We start from the raw sequence: 12,373 nt of genomic DNA, 5'->3' as shown, positions 1-12,373 counted from the left end.
GGTTGGGGACACTCTGAGACGTCATGCCGCCCCCCGACGCCCGACAGTCCGCCGCGAAGTCCCCCGCCACGAAGGCCCCGGCGGACACCAGCTCCAGCGAGGCCGTCCTTCATGAGTGCGAGGCGCTGGAGGCGGAGCTGGCCGCGCTGCGCAACCTCTTCGAGCAGTACTTCCTGGGCAACGAGCGCAACCCGCCCACGCGCGCCCACGAGGACTTCAAGAAGCGGGTGAACAAGCTGAAGACGTCGTTCATCCGCAGCACCGCGGCCAAGTTCCGCGTGGGCAGCATCCACAGCAAGTTCCTCACGTACGAGCGGCTGTGGGTGCGCACGCTGCAGGAAATCGAAGCGGGCACGTACAAGCGCGACCTGTTCAAGGCCCGGCGTCGCGCGGAGGTGCGCGGAGGCTCGGCGAACAAGGACGCGAAGAAGGGCGTCGTCGAGCTGCCGGAGGACATCTCCGACATGGACTTCGAGGAGGTGGAGGAGGTGCTCCGCCCCCGCCCCGTCAACGAGCCACCCCTGGCCGCGGCCATCGCCGCCGCGGCGGCCGCCGCCTCCACGCCTTCCGCCGGGGGCACGCCCTTCCGTGGCACGCCCGCGGTGGCCAGCGCCTCGGCGGCGCCGAGCGTGGCGCCGGTGGCCGCCCCCGCCGGGTCGCGCGGAGGCATCCCGGGAATCGCCCCGCTGACGCCCGCCGTGGCGCCGGTGACGGGGACGCCCGCGCGCGGACTGCCCACGGTGACGTCGCCGCTCGGAGGCACGCCGGCGCGAGGCTCGGCCGCGGTTCCTCCGGGCATGGCCGCCAGGCCCGCGGGGACCCCCGCGCCCGTGGCGCGTCCCACGGCGGCGCCGGTCGCGGCGCCCAGGCCCGCGGCGCCCGTGGCCTCGGCGGCGCCCAAGCCTCCGTCGGCGGGGGGCGGCGGCATGTCGGACGACAAGCTGCGCGCCGTGTACGACGCGTACGTCACCGCGAAGCGGCGCTGCCAGGAGGACACCTCGAAGATGTCCTACGAGTCGGTGGCCGCCACGCTGCGCAAGCAGGTGCCGGAGCTGCTCAAGCAGCACAACGCCAAGGCGGTGGAGTTCAAGGTCGTCATCAAGGACGGCAAGGCCTCGCTCAAGGCCGTGCCGAAGTAGGGCGCCTTCCGATGAACCAGGACCTGGAATCGCTCAAGGCGCGCGTGTCGCGTCTGTCGGTGATGATTTTCGACATCGACGGGACGCTCACGGACGGACGCATCTTCTGGGTGCCCAACTCCGGCTGGACGCAGATGTACAGCGTGCGCGACGGCATGGGCATCAAGCGCCTGCAGGAGGTGGGCATCGAGGTGGCCGCCATCTCCGGGGGCGACAGCCTGTCCGCGCAGATGCGGATGCAGTCGCTGGGCCTCAAGCACGTGCACTTCGGCAGCCAGGACAAGGTCGCGCACTTCGAGAAGCTGCTCGCGCTGCTGAACGTCTCCGCGGACCGGTGTGGCTACATGGGGGACGAGGTGGTGGACCTGCCGCTGCTCAAGGCGGTGGGCTTCTCCTCCGCGCCGCCCGAGGCCCCTGACGAGGTCCGCGCCCAGGTGCACTACGTCGCACAGAAGCCCGCGGGCTTCGGCGCCGCGCGCGAGGTGTGCGAGTTCATCCTGCGGCACCGCTCGTAGCACCTGTCCGTCCCTCGAATTCCTCCAATCCACGCCTGGGTGCGGCGAATCGTCGGCTCCTGAAAAGTCGACGGGGTCGCTTGCCCGCACGGGTTGTCGCGTCATGGGGCCCTCCCTACCTTGGGCTTCGCACATGAGGCCGCTGGCCGGCGCGAGACACGTGGGAGGCGATGTGGGGATGCAGAGGTGGCTCGGGCTGTCGGTGGTGGTGGGCCTCGTGATGACGACGGGGTGCTCGACGCCGTCTGAAGAATCTCGGGAGCGGCTCGCGGTGCTGGAGGCGGAGGCCGAGGAGCTGGACGCGGTGCTGGACAATGTCGAGGAGCGACTGCTCGGCAACCAGGCCATGCTCCAGACGTGGCAGGAGCTGGGGCGTCGTCACCAGGAGGTGACGCAGCTGCACTGCCAGACGTCGGAGCCGCACATCCTGGCGCGCATGAAGCACTACGAGAAGATGGAGGAGCGCGGACGCCAGACGCGCCGCCGCAACAGCGTGGCGGCGGTGGACCCGGTGCTCACCTCCGGCAAGTCGTCCAAGTCGCAGCACGGCGCCAACTGACGCGCGCTCACAGGCTCATGCGCTCGCGGAAGCGTTGGGACTGACGGCGTGACATCTCTATCTCCGGGCCTCCGCGAAGGCGCGCCACCAGCGTGCCGCCGGGGCCCGGCTCCAGGGTGTCGACGAAGTCCAGGTTGATGAGGTGCTGTCGACTCGCGCGGAAGAAGCGCGCGGGGTCCAGCTTCTCCTCCAGGTAGCTCAACGAGCGCAGGAGCAGTGGCTGATGTCCCGCCAGGTGCAGCCGTGAGTAGTTGCCCTCGGACGTGATGAGCGGGACCTGCGAGAGCTGCACGAGCCAGCAGCGCTCGCCCTCCTTCACGAACACTCGCTCCAGCGGCGCTCCCGGGGCCCGCGTCGGCTCGGACGCGCGCTCCGTCTGTCGGCTGCGCTGCCGGACCCGCTCCAGCGCCTCGGTGAGTCGCTCCGCTTCGATGGGCTTGAGCAGGTAGTCGAGCGCGTTGACGGAGAAGGCGCGCACGGCGTGCGCATCGAACGCGGTGGTGAAGATGACGTCGGGAGGTTCGTCGAGCCGGGCGAGTACGTCGAAGCCGCTACCTCCCGGCATCTGGATGTCGAGCAGGAGCAGGTCTGGCTCCAGCGACTCCACCTGACGACAGGCGTCGTCCACGTGGGTGGCCTCGCCCACGACTTCGACGTCGGGGAATGCGGCGAGCAGTCGGCGCAGCTCCGCGCGGGCCAGGCGTTCATCGTCGACGATGAGGACTCTCATGAGGGCAGGGGGATGCGGACACGCGCGGTGGTGAGGGCGGCCCCGCTATGGTCGAGCTGGAGTGACGCGGTGGTGCCGCACAGCAGCCGCAGCCGCTCGCTCGCGTTGTGGAGTCCCACGCCGCCGGAGTGGGGCGCGGGAGGTGTGCCGACGGGCGCGGGGGTGTTGGCGACCTCGAGGATGAGTGAGCCCTCGCGCACGTGGGCCTGCACCGTCACCGCGCCGCCCTCGGGCGAAGGGGCGATGCCGTGCTTGATGGCGTTCTCCACCAGCGTCTGCACCAGCATCGCGGGCACGGGTACGGCGAGCGCCTCGGGTGACACGTCCTCGCGCACGTGGAGCCGCTCCTCCAGGCGGATGGCCTCCAGGCTCAGGTAGTCACGCACCACCTGGAGCTCCCGCCCGAGCGGCACCGTCTCCGCGTCCTTCGAGGCGAGCGCGTAGCGCAGCAGCGAGGACAGGTGGGTCACCGCCTGCTGGGCGCGGGCGGGGTCCTCGACGATGAGGGCCCGGACGCTGTTGAGACAGTTGAAGAGGAAGTGCGGCTGGAGCTGGGCCTTGAGGAAGCGCAGCTCCGAGGTCTGCGAGGCGATTTGTTGCTGCAGGCGCTCGTGCTCGGCGGTACGCGCGCGCTCGATGAAGTGGACCGCGAAGTACGTCAGGAGCCACATCATCATGACCACGGACCAGAAGGCGCCGCCGAAGATGATGTTGGTGAGCGAGAAGTCCTCGAACCCCTGGATGCGGAACACGAAGCGGGACAGGACGTGGGCCACCACGGACTGGGTGGCCCCCATCGCCAGACAGACGAGCAGCACGCGCGGCGCGAGGCGGGACAGGGACAGCCGGGCCCACTCCCGGAAGCCGAGCCGGACCCGGGCGACGTGGGTGATGAGCACGCCCGAGAGGCTCATCGCGACGAGCCAGAGCATCCTGCGCGCGAACTGCTCGTCGGGCCGCTGCATCATCACGATGGACAGCACGGACAGCAGGCCATTGATGAGGGCGTACAGTCCCCAGCCGCCCGCCTGGCAGGCGGCGTAGACCCGGGCGCGTCGGGATGACATGCGTGCTCCTGCCGTCATGAGGACCTCGAGTCCATCACGCTTCAGCGGTGGGACTCCACGCACGTCAGCGGGCGTGCTCGTTCAGGAAGCCGTCGAGCGTGGTGAAGAAGCCCTCGGGGTCATCCCACATGATGAAGTGCCGAGCGGTGTCGTGCATGACGAGACGCGCGGTGGACAGGCCCTGGTACTGGCCGCGATAGAGCGCCTCGATGTTCTCGCGAGGGACGCGGTCCTTGAGCGCGGCCCAGGTGCCGAACACGAAGGTGGGCGCGGTGATGCGAGGCAGCTCCGGGCGCAGGTCGGTGGTGGACATCTCGTACACGGCCTGCGCGACGGTCTCCACGTCGGAGTCGACGCCCCAGCGGACGCCGACCTCTTGCCGGGCCTCATCGGTGGCGTAGATGCGCATCGCCTGTCGTGAGGCCTGGGTGCGCTGCTCCAGCGTCTGCTGGCGCATGAGGGCGAGGCCCTGCTCGGCGAACGGTCGAGCGGTCTCGACGGTGGCGCCCGGGTACATCAGGGCGGGCAGGAAGGGCACGCTGTCCACGATGAAGAGGCCGCCCACCAGGTCGGGCGCCTCGGCGGCCAGCGAGAGTGCCAGCACGCCGCCCAGGCTGTGTCCGACGATGATGGGCTTGTCGAGCTTGTGCTCACGGATGTACGCGATGAGCGCCGTGCGCATGGTGGCGAAGAAGGGCGCGGGGATGGCGGGCTGACCCGCGAAGCCGGCGAGCGTGAAGACGTGGCTGTCGTAGCCGCCCTTCAGGTGGGCCACCGTCTCGTCCCACACCGCGCCGGACGAGGCGAGGCCGGGGATGAACAGGACGGGGCGTCCCTTGCCGGAGCGCTTCACGTGGAAGGCGGCCGGGGCGGCGGGGGCGCTGATGGCCGCGGCGGTGGTGGAGGGGCTGGAGGTGGTGGCGCAGCCGACGAGCAGACAGAGGGTGCAGAGCGCGGTCAAAAGTGGCGTGGGACGCATGGACCTTCCTCGGGTGACGGACGCCGCGGGAGGCGCGGTGTCGGACGAGGAGAAAGGTACGCCCCGGAATCGTGCTCGCTCCGGATACTCCATGAGCGGTCCGTCCCGGGGATGAGCGGTGGGCAGCGGGGACGTGCTACCGCGCGCGGAGCTCCTCGCGAATCTCCATGAGGATGCGGCCGAGCATGTTCCTCCCGCTGCCGTTTCCGCCGTCGCCCCAGTAGTCATCCTGGTCCGTGTGCTCGACGAGCCGTGCGTCACCCGTGTCCAGGAGCAACCGGGCCAGGTCCTCGTGCTGGGTGAACTTGGCGCGCACGGCCTCGCGCATGACGGAGACCTTGATGGACTCCCAGTCCCGACGGAGCTTGCGCTTGCGGTCTCGGCCCATTCGCGCGGCGAGCATGGGCGTGCGAGCCTGTCGGATGGCCTCCTGGTCCTCGGGAGCCTCGAACTTGCGAGCCTGGAAGTAGTGCTCGCTGGTGGGCCACGTCCTGCCGCCGAGCTTGATGGGGTAGGGCGCGAAGTTCGAGCACCAGCCATGTGCGTCGGTGACGCTGTAGAAACGGATGACCTCGCTCATGGGTGTCCCACCAGTGCCAGGACTTCAGGACCGCGAGACACTCGGACGGCACAGGACGAGGCCCACGTCATCCGGGAGCGCGCCGCTCGCGAGTCGAGGCAGCGTGGCCAGCGCGAGCGCCGCGGCCTGCACGTCGGCGAGCCCCACCTGCTCCTGGATGCGACGCAGGTCGACGTACTTGAACAACCCATCTGACGCGCCGAGGAGCGCGCCGCCTCGCCACGCGTGCTCGAAGGTCACGGGTCGGGCGCCGCCGCTGCCGAGCAGGGGCTTACGGTGTTGGGGCTCCGTGAGCGCGTGCGCCTCCTCGCCCTGGAACAACCACAGCTCCGAGTCCCCACGCTGGCGCCCACCACGCATCGAGAGGTGACACAGGCGACCACGGCGGTGGTCTCACCTCCCTGTCCCGAGGACACCAGCTCCGCGTCGCACCGCTCCAGCACGGCGCGCCAGGTCTCCGCGTGGTCCAGTCCGGCCCCGGACGCCACGGCATCCCGGACGCCACGCAGCACCACTTCCGCGGCCTCCGCGCCGCGACGCGAATTCCCCGCGCCATCCGCCACCACCAGCACCGTCGCGTCACCGTGCGTCAGCGCCATCACTCGGTCCGCACCCGGTTTGCCTTTGCTCGCCGGTTCCACATGCAAGGCCGTCTCGAATCCGCCCATGTGTCGCGCTTTCGGGAGTGCCAACAGGCGTCATGCCCCGCGTCATGGCGGGTACTTCATGACACGCTCGCTTTCCAGACTTCACCCCCTGTGGAGCCGGGTCGCAAGGGATTCCGCTGGGCAGGCGAGCGGGCACACCGGTCCGTGACGACGTGGTCGAATCCAGGTAGAACCGCCGCCGTGACACGCACCGCGCACACGGTCCTCGCCACCCTTGGAGCGGGGTTGTTGGGATGCAACGACCTGGAGGTCTGTGGCTCGACGTCCCAGGACGTCACCCGTGATGACGGGAGCGTCTATCGGTGTGTCACCTCCGAGGACTGTCCGCGGACCTCCCGTGTCGATGTGTGCGTCACCGACGTCTCGCCCATCGCCGAGTGCGTGAGCTGCGTGGAGTCGCGCTGCGTCACCATCATCCCGGAGAAGTGCTAGTGCGGACGCTGCGACTGTCGCTCGTGGTGCTGGCCCTGGCGGGTGCCGGGTGTCGCGACAAGCCGGTGGACCACCTGCAGCGCGCTCGCGACGCCACCTTCGAGAAGCGACCGGACGAGGCGCTCGTCGAGTACCGCAAGGCCTTCGACATGTTGCGCCACGACAGCACGCCGGAGGCGCTCGTGCTGCGCGCCCGCTCGCTCAAGGGCGCCGCGGACGTCTACTGGCTGGAGCAGCGCAAGGTGAAGGAGGCCGTGGGCGTCTACCGCGAGCTCATCCAGCAGTGCCCCGAGTCCCCCGAGGCGCTCGAGGCCCGCATCATCCTGGCGGAGCTGTTGCGCGTGCACTACCGCGACCTGCGCGGCGCCATCGACCAGCTCACCGCGGCGCTGCAGCGCAACCCGCCGCAGGGCGCGGAGCTGCACTACCAGGTGGCCAAGCTCTACTTCGAGCTGGGTGACTATCAGCAGTGCGAGCTGGAGACGCGCCGCCTCGTCGAGCGCTTCGCCACCAGCGTCTTCGTGGACGACACGCTGTTCCTCCAGGCCCAGGCCATCGCGATGATGGAGGGCCGTCGGCAGGAGGCCTCGCGCGCCTTCGCGGACCTGCGCACGCGCTTCCCGGACTCGGAGCTGTCCCCGCACGCGCTCTTCGAGATGGGCAAGCTGCGCTCGGACGCCGGCGAGCACGAGAAGGCCATCGAGACGTGGGTGGAGACGCTGAAGACGCATCCCGACCCCACGCTGGTGCAGGACTACATCGCCCGCGCCCGCAAGCGCATCGCCAACACCACCGCCGAGGGTGTGGGCCAGCGCGAGGTGGCGTTCGACCGCGCCCGTCCCGCGCGTTCCTCGCTCGAGGCCGTGGGCGGCAGGCCCGAAGAAGCCGCGCACGAGCACGACTGACCGGCGCCGCTACGCCGGGACGTCCAGCACCGCTTCCAAGAGGGGCGCCGCCACGGACGGGTCATCCGCGTCCGCCACCAGCAGCAGGTGCACGCGTCCACCCTCCACGCGCGCGTCCACGCCCTCCAGCTTCACCTTCGCGTCGACGACGTCCAGGAACAGCGGCGTCCCATCCGGCGCCAGCAGGCCCACCGCGGAGCCCGCCACCGCGCCGTCCGAATAGGTATCCGGCGAGGCCTCCGCCGTCGCGGTGAAGATCATCCGTCCATCGGGCAGGGGCGAGGCGTCCGTGAAGGACAGCCGCACGCCGCCCGTGCGGCCCAGCTCCCAGCGCAGCGTGGTGCGCACCACCTCCGGCCCCAGCGCGCCCACCTCGATGGCGCGCATCGCGCGCTCCCGGTCCAGGTCCACCAGCGCATCCACGCCCGCGTCGCCGTTGCCCCGCTGGAGCAGCCGCAGCCGTCCACCCACCACCGCCGCGCCCTCGATGTTGAGCGAGCCCAGCTCACGCGAGAGCTGCTGGTACATCGTCGCGCAGTCCACCGTCCGGACCTCGCCCGTGAGCGAGCCATCCGCGCCCAGCGTCACCAGCGCCCCGCGCATGCGCGCCAAGGTGGAGCCCGAGGGCAGCGCCAGCAGGGCCCCATGAGGCGCACCCGCCAGGGGACCCAGCAGACAGAGCGCCTCCAGGTCCGGCTTGGCCGCCTTGCGCGCGGCGGGCTCCTCGGGCAGCTCACCTTCGAACAGTCGCGACAGCCGCCCCGGTGCATCCCCGCGCGCGGGGAACGTCGCCAGGTGCAGCGAGTCATCCGCGACGACGTGCAGCCAGTCTCCGACGCGCACCAGGCCGCTGGCGGCGCTGACATGCGCGGGGAGGCCCGGGGACTCGGGGGCCTCCAGGGTGAGGGTGCGCCGTGGGGTGGTGCGAATCATGGCCGGGCTCCCGTCGCGGCAGGCGCGTTCAGAGCAGCGTACCGCGCAGCAGGAGGCTGGCGACGGTGAAGTAGATGACGACGCCGCTGACGTCCACCAGCGTGGCGACGAAGGGCGCCGAGGCGCTCGCGGGGTCGAAGCCGAAGCGGCGCAGCACCAGGGGCAGCATGGAGCCCGCGAGCGTTCCGAACGTCACCACGCCCAGCACGGACAGCGCCACCGCGCAGCCCAGCAGGAACGCGTGCTCGCCATACGCGCCGGACACCTCCTGCCACACGACGATGCGCGCCAGGCCCACCGCGCCCAGCACGAAGCCCAGCACCAGGCCGGACAGCACCTCGCGCCGCGCCACGCGCCACCAGTCCTTCAGCCGCATCTCGCCCAGGGCGAGCGCGCGGATGATGAGCGTGGAGGCCTGGCTGCCGGAGTTGCCGCCGGAGGAGATGATGAGCGGCACGAAGAGGCTGAGCACCACCGCGCGCTCAATCGCACCCTCGAAGCTGCTCATGGCGGTGGCGGTGAGCATCTGCCCGAGGAAGAGCACCAGCAGCCAGCCGATGCGCTTCTTGAGCATCCCGAAGAAGCCGACCTCGAAGTAGGGGGCCTCGAGGGCCTCCATGCCGCCGACCTTCTGGATGTCCTCGGTGGCCTCTTCCTGGACGACGTCGACGATGTCGTCCACCGTGACGATGCCCTTCATCCGGTTCTGCTCGTCGAGCACGGGCAGCGCCATGAAGCCGTGCTCGGTGAACAGCTGGCTCACCACTTCCTGGTCCGTGTTCTCCGACACCGTGACGACGTCGTGCTGCATGACGTCCGCGACCTTCTTGTCGCTGGCGGCCTGGAAGAGCTGGCGCAGCGACAGCACGCCCTGCAGGCGCTGCTCGGCGTCCAGCGCGTACGCGTAGTAGACGGTCTCCACCTTCTCGCGCGCCTGCTTGCGCAGGTAGCCGATGGCCTCGTCGATGGTCATCTCCGGCCGCACGCGCGCGAAGCGCGGGTTCATCAGACCACCGGCGTCGTCCTCCGCGTAGGCGAGCAGGACGTTGACCTCCCGACGGCTGGCGTCGTCCAGCTGCGCGAGGATGGCGTCCGCCTGCCCCGGCTCCACCGCCACCGCCTGCACCAGGTCCGCCAGGTCGTCCGGCGGCAACAGACGCACCCAGGTGCGCCGCTCGCTGGCGGGCAGGTGGGTGATGAGCTCCGCCTGTTCGCGCGCGGACAGGTCGAGGAAGAAGTCGTCCGCCACCGACGTCGGCAGGAGCCGGAAGCCCTCCAGGCGCTCGTCGATGGAGAGCACCGGCCACACCTCATGGAGCTCCTCCACGGAGAGGGAAGCGCTCTGAGGGCTGTCCATCATGGGGCTCGCCTCGGCTGGTGTACGCGCGCGGCCAGTCGCGACGCGCCGGCCTCTCTACACCCGCACGGCGAGCGCGGCGAGAGGCAGGCAACCATCCCCGCGCGCTTTTTCCACGGACGTCACCGGCCCCGAGCGGAAAGCTCGCCCGTGTGGGCTCCAAGGGAGGGCCTCGGGCGAGGCCTCTCAGGGCCGGGCCTGCTCGTAGACGGTGGTGAAGCCTCCGAGGGGACGCGAATCGCCACTCCAGTGGAAGCGAGGGGAGGTGTCGCGCGAGCCCTCGGAGAGGGGGAAGTGGGTGGGCAACAGCTCCAGTCCGAGCACGGGTCGTCCGCTCAGGCGCCGGGGTTGGGACAGCCGGGCTTCACCGGTGGTGGAGTAGAGGGTGGGCACGGTGGGGCCCAGGTGGAGGAACGCCTCGGTGACCCCCAGCGACAGCTCCAGGCCGAGCGCGCCGTCCTGCTCCAGTCGGCCTCCCTCGAGTGTCCATCGGTAGAGCGTCCGCTCGGGGAACAGGGGCTGGGCGGAGCCGAGCAGGGTCCACAGGGCGCCGTCCTCCAGGCCCACGGGGCGGCCTCGCAGCGGCGCGCAGGGCTCGTCCGTCACCGGCAGGAGGCTGCCCTCGACGGAGGGCTCGAAGGGGCAGGCCTGGCTGTCCTGTGCGCCACGGAGCATCGACAGGACGAGGACGCGCCGCGCCGACGCGCGCACGAGCAGCCCCGTCGACTGGTCCCTCCCGAAGCGCCCCGGAGTCGCCGTCCCCCACCAGGGCGTGGACGGTGGCGCGGTGAGCACCCCGGCGTCGGTGAGCACGAAGCGGTGGAGCCGTTCGCTGTCGAGCACCACCAGCTCGTTCTCCGAAGCCAGTCGTGCCTGGAGGGGCCGGGTGCCCAGCGCGTCCGTGAGCAGCGAGTCGGTGAGCTCCAGCTCGGTGCCGGTGTCCACGTAGCGGCGCACGCGCCCGTCTCCCACCACCCAGACGACGTTGCCGGAGACGGAGACGTCGGCGGGGGTGGTGGCGGTGCCCAGGCGCAGCGGGCGGTCCTCTGCGCCGCGCACGGCCACGCCATCACACAGCCACAGGCCTCGCGCGGTGCGGTCCAGCTGACCGCACCTGGGCAGCGGCAGGGTGACGGGCGTGGGGCTTCCACGCCACGCGCCGGCCACATGGACGCCGAGCTGGCGCACGCCGCCCACGGGCGCGAAGGAGAGCAGGACGTGGTGTCGTCCCACGGAGGTGGGAGTGAAGCTCACCGTGGCCTCGCCGCCCATGTCGCCCAGGGAGACCTCCGCGGGGACCCGGTGGTTCTCCGGGTCCAGCACCTCGGCGGTGGCGGTGTCGGGGGCCTGGGCGGGACTGCCGTTGTCGCAGGCCAGCATCAGGGTGGCGACGTCCATCCGCAGCGAGGCGGCGGTGCCCAGGGGGACCACCACCGGGTCGCGGGTGAACAGCCCCGTCGCGGGGCTCACGGTGCACAGGGGCGCCTGGTCGTCCGCCGAGCAACCGACGCTGGCGAGCACCGCGGCCAGGGTGAGGGGGAGGGAGGTCTTCATCCAGCGGCCATCTCACCCGACGTCCGAGCCTCCCCCGGCCAGGGAGCGCTGCGACGCGGGCTTCCACGAACCTCATAGCGCGAACGGGGGACGCGGTCAGCCCTGCTTCCGGGGTGGGTGTCACCTCGTGGATGCCCGGGGCTCTGGCGCGTGACGGGATGGGAATCACTCGCATGTCAGGGATGAAATATCCGCGCGTCTCTTTTCGCTGAAAGGAGCGGTGACCATGACGACGGCGAACCTGACGAGCCCGATGAACCCCGAGATCCTGAACGACACTGTCAGCGGCATTGATGCGCTCGCGCCCGCCGCGCTACGTCCCGCTCCTCTTCCCGCCCTGCTGGGCGATGCCGCCGGCGGTCGACCGCCCGGAACCTGAGACCCCAGGCCCGTCCCCTCGAGGACGCGGCCGAAGGTACCAGGGCCGGGCTCCCCTCGAGGGAACCCGGCCCTTCTCATGTTCCGGGCCTCCCGCCCCCCAGCACACGCAGCCTTGGCCGAGAGGCGAGGCACCTGAGCGCCACTCAGGACCACGCGGGTTCGACTCCCGCAGGCTGCTTCACGAGCACACCGCAGGGACGCATCGCAGCCTTGGCCGAGGGGAAAGGCACCTGAGAGCCACTCAGGACCGCGCGGGTTCGACTCCCGCAGGCTGCTTCACGAAACACATTGGGGTCGTAGCTCAGCGGGAGAGCGCTCGGTTCGCATCCGAGAGGTCCCGGGTTCAATCCCCGGCGGCTCCATTCAATCACAGTCGTTGTCGTCTGTTTCAAACGCCGCGGTAGCCCAATTGGTAGAGGTGCTGCGCTCAGAACGCAGAGGTTGCGGGTTCGACTCCCGCCCGCGGCATGGTGCTTCACGGGACGTAGCTCAGCTTGGACAAGAGCGCGCGCTTGGGGTGCGCGAGGTCGCTGGTTCGAATCCAGTCGTCCCGACTCGTTGCAGGCAGTGGTGG

15 protein-coding genes and 5 tRNA genes are annotated in these 12,373 nt (G+C 70.6%); 11 read left to right on the top strand and 9 right to left on the bottom strand.

The annotated features are described in order from the left end of the window. The first annotated feature begins 23 nt into the window (after positions 1-23). From OWM54_RS19040 to OWM54_RS19030, 3 genes are all read left to right on the top strand, one after another. Positions 24-1,139 carry an MXAN_5187 C-terminal domain-containing protein gene (locus OWM54_RS19040; protein ID WP_267698403.1) on the top strand — a complete coding sequence of 372 codons (1,116 nt, stop codon included), beginning with the start codon at positions 24-26 and terminating at the stop codon, positions 1,137-1,139. Between the two features lie 11 nt (positions 1,140-1,150). Then, positions 1,151-1,654 (top strand): KdsC family phosphatase, encoded by a 504-nt coding sequence (locus OWM54_RS19035; RefSeq protein WP_141324151.1) that lies wholly within the window; start codon positions 1,151-1,153, stop codon positions 1,652-1,654. A gap of 178 nt (positions 1,655-1,832) precedes the next feature. After that, positions 1,833-2,213, top strand: a complete 381-nt coding sequence (locus OWM54_RS19030) for a lipoprotein (protein ID WP_046710570.1) — start codon at positions 1,833-1,835, stop codon at positions 2,211-2,213. A 7-nt stretch (positions 2,214-2,220) separates the two neighbouring features. Here OWM54_RS19030 and OWM54_RS19025 read toward each other — a convergent pair whose 3' ends face one another. The 6 genes from OWM54_RS19025 to OWM54_RS19000 all read right to left on the bottom strand — a co-directional run bounded on the left by OWM54_RS19025 (position 2,221) and on the right by OWM54_RS19000 (position 6,237). Continuing rightward, the gene (locus tag OWM54_RS19025) at positions 2,221-2,943 is read right to left on the bottom strand and encodes a LytR/AlgR family response regulator transcription factor (protein WP_223751418.1); all 723 of its coding nucleotides are present in this window, start codon (positions 2,941-2,943) and stop codon (positions 2,221-2,223) included. Then, on the bottom strand, positions 2,940-4,010 hold the full coding sequence (locus OWM54_RS19020) for a sensor histidine kinase (protein ID WP_267698402.1): 1,071 nt from the start codon (positions 4,008-4,010) through the stop codon (positions 2,940-2,942). Before OWM54_RS19020 ends, OWM54_RS19025 begins: the two co-directional genes overlap by 4 nt. Positions 4,011-4,074: 64 nt before the next feature. Further along, entirely contained in the window at positions 4,075-4,989 is a 915-nt protein-coding gene (locus OWM54_RS19015; protein WP_267698401.1) for an alpha/beta fold hydrolase, read from the bottom strand. Between the two features lie 136 nt (positions 4,990-5,125). Then, positions 5,126-5,569 carry an NADAR family protein gene (locus OWM54_RS19010; protein WP_267698400.1) on the bottom strand — a complete coding sequence of 148 codons (444 nt, stop codon included), beginning with the start codon at positions 5,567-5,569 and terminating at the stop codon, positions 5,126-5,128. Between the two features lie 24 nt (positions 5,570-5,593). Next, the gene (locus OWM54_RS19005) at positions 5,594-5,809 is read right to left on the bottom strand and encodes a hypothetical protein (RefSeq protein ID WP_267698399.1); all 216 of its coding nucleotides are present in this window, start codon (positions 5,807-5,809) and stop codon (positions 5,594-5,596) included. Then, on the bottom strand, positions 5,806-6,237 hold the full coding sequence (locus tag OWM54_RS19000) for a protein phosphatase 2C domain-containing protein (RefSeq protein ID WP_324289133.1): 432 nt from the start codon (positions 6,235-6,237) through the stop codon (positions 5,806-5,808). The genes OWM54_RS19005 and OWM54_RS19000 overlap by 4 nt, the downstream gene beginning before the upstream one ends. 180 nt (positions 6,238-6,417) lie before the next feature. On the opposite strand from OWM54_RS19000, the gene OWM54_RS18995 reads away from it, so the two are divergent. Beyond that, positions 6,418-6,669, top strand: a complete 252-nt coding sequence (locus OWM54_RS18995; RefSeq protein ID WP_267698397.1) for a hypothetical protein — start codon at positions 6,418-6,420, stop codon at positions 6,667-6,669. After that, on the top strand, positions 6,669-7,574 hold the full coding sequence (locus tag OWM54_RS18990) for a tetratricopeptide repeat protein (protein ID WP_223751414.1): 906 nt from the start codon (positions 6,669-6,671) through the stop codon (positions 7,572-7,574). The genes OWM54_RS18995 and OWM54_RS18990 overlap by 1 nt, the downstream gene beginning before the upstream one ends. Before the next feature lie 9 nt (positions 7,575-7,583). On the opposite strand, the gene OWM54_RS18985 is transcribed toward OWM54_RS18990, so the two are convergent. The 3 genes from OWM54_RS18985 to OWM54_RS18975 form a co-directional block, all read right to left on the bottom strand. After that, positions 7,584-8,507, bottom strand: coding sequence for a DUF6929 family protein (locus OWM54_RS18985; RefSeq protein WP_223751413.1), 924 nt, complete (start codon positions 8,505-8,507; stop codon positions 7,584-7,586). 28 nt (positions 8,508-8,535) lie between these two features. Beyond that, a complete protein-coding gene (gene mgtE / locus OWM54_RS18980; protein WP_223751412.1) occupies positions 8,536-9,867 on the bottom strand; it encodes a magnesium transporter in 1,332 nt (443 codons plus the stop codon). Positions 9,868-10,050: 183 nt separating this feature from the next. Continuing rightward, positions 10,051-11,418: a hypothetical protein gene (locus OWM54_RS18975; protein ID WP_267698396.1), complete on the bottom strand. Its 1,368-nt coding sequence runs from the start codon at positions 11,416-11,418 to the stop codon at positions 10,051-10,053. 226 nt (positions 11,419-11,644) lie between these two features. On the opposite strand from OWM54_RS18975, the gene OWM54_RS18970 reads away from it, so the two are divergent. From OWM54_RS18970 to OWM54_RS18945, 6 genes are all read left to right on the top strand, one after another. Continuing rightward, positions 11,645-11,797 carry a hypothetical protein gene (locus OWM54_RS18970; RefSeq protein ID WP_170300441.1) on the top strand — a complete coding sequence of 51 codons (153 nt, stop codon included), beginning with the start codon at positions 11,645-11,647 and terminating at the stop codon, positions 11,795-11,797. Between the two features lie 108 nt (positions 11,798-11,905). Continuing rightward, positions 11,906-11,977: transfer RNA gene (locus OWM54_RS18965), tRNA-Gly, on the top strand. A gap of 26 nt (positions 11,978-12,003) precedes the next feature. Beyond that, positions 12,004-12,075 (top strand) — tRNA-Gly (locus OWM54_RS18960). A gap of 14 nt (positions 12,076-12,089) precedes the next feature. Beyond that, a tRNA-Ala gene (locus OWM54_RS18955) sits at positions 12,090-12,161 on the top strand. Between the two features lie 32 nt (positions 12,162-12,193). Continuing rightward, positions 12,194-12,267: transfer RNA gene (locus tag OWM54_RS18950), tRNA-Leu, on the top strand. A gap of 10 nt (positions 12,268-12,277) precedes the next feature. Continuing rightward, positions 12,278-12,353 (top strand) — tRNA-Pro (locus OWM54_RS18945). Positions 12,354-12,373 lie beyond the last annotated feature (20 nt).

This window comes from Myxococcus sp. MISCRS1 (assembly GCF_026626605.1).
GTDB classification, from domain to species: Bacteria; Myxococcota; Myxococcia; order Myxococcales; family Myxococcaceae; genus Myxococcus; species Myxococcus fulvus.
Note: the sequence above shows the minus strand (reverse complement) of the source record. Positions and strands in the feature narration are given on the sequence as shown.

Excerpts from the sequence above, each read along its gene's own strand:
- OWM54_RS19000 (WP_324289133.1), bottom strand. The coding sequence starts at position 6,237 with ATGGGCGGATTCGAGACGGCCTTGCATGTGGAACCGGCGAGCAAAGGC.
- mgtE (WP_223751412.1), bottom strand. The coding sequence starts at position 9,867 with ATGATGGACAGCCCTCAGAGCGCTTCCCTCTCCGTGGAGGAGCTCCAT.
- OWM54_RS19025 (WP_223751418.1), bottom strand. The coding sequence starts at position 2,943 with ATGAGAGTCCTCATCGTCGACGATGAACGCCTGGCCCGCGCGGAGCTG.
- OWM54_RS19030 (WP_046710570.1), top strand. The coding sequence starts at position 1,833 with ATGCAGAGGTGGCTCGGGCTGTCGGTGGTGGTGGGCCTCGTGATGACG.
- OWM54_RS18970 (WP_170300441.1), top strand. The coding sequence starts at position 11,645 with ATGACGACGGCGAACCTGACGAGCCCGATGAACCCCGAGATCCTGAAC.
- OWM54_RS19020 (WP_267698402.1), bottom strand. The coding sequence starts at position 4,010 with ATGTCATCCCGACGCGCCCGGGTCTACGCCGCCTGCCAGGCGGGCGGC.
- OWM54_RS19035 (WP_141324151.1), top strand. The coding sequence starts at position 1,151 with ATGAACCAGGACCTGGAATCGCTCAAGGCGCGCGTGTCGCGTCTGTCG.
- OWM54_RS18975 (WP_267698396.1), bottom strand. The coding sequence starts at position 11,418 with ATGAAGACCTCCCTCCCCCTCACCCTGGCCGCGGTGCTCGCCAGCGTC.
- OWM54_RS19015 (WP_267698401.1), bottom strand. The coding sequence starts at position 4,989 with ATGCGTCCCACGCCACTTTTGACCGCGCTCTGCACCCTCTGTCTGCTC.
- OWM54_RS19010 (WP_267698400.1), bottom strand. The coding sequence starts at position 5,569 with ATGAGCGAGGTCATCCGTTTCTACAGCGTCACCGACGCACATGGCTGG.
- OWM54_RS18985 (WP_223751413.1), bottom strand. The coding sequence starts at position 8,507 with ATGATTCGCACCACCCCACGGCGCACCCTCACCCTGGAGGCCCCCGAG.
- OWM54_RS19040 (WP_267698403.1), top strand. The coding sequence starts at position 24 with ATGCCGCCCCCCGACGCCCGACAGTCCGCCGCGAAGTCCCCCGCCACG.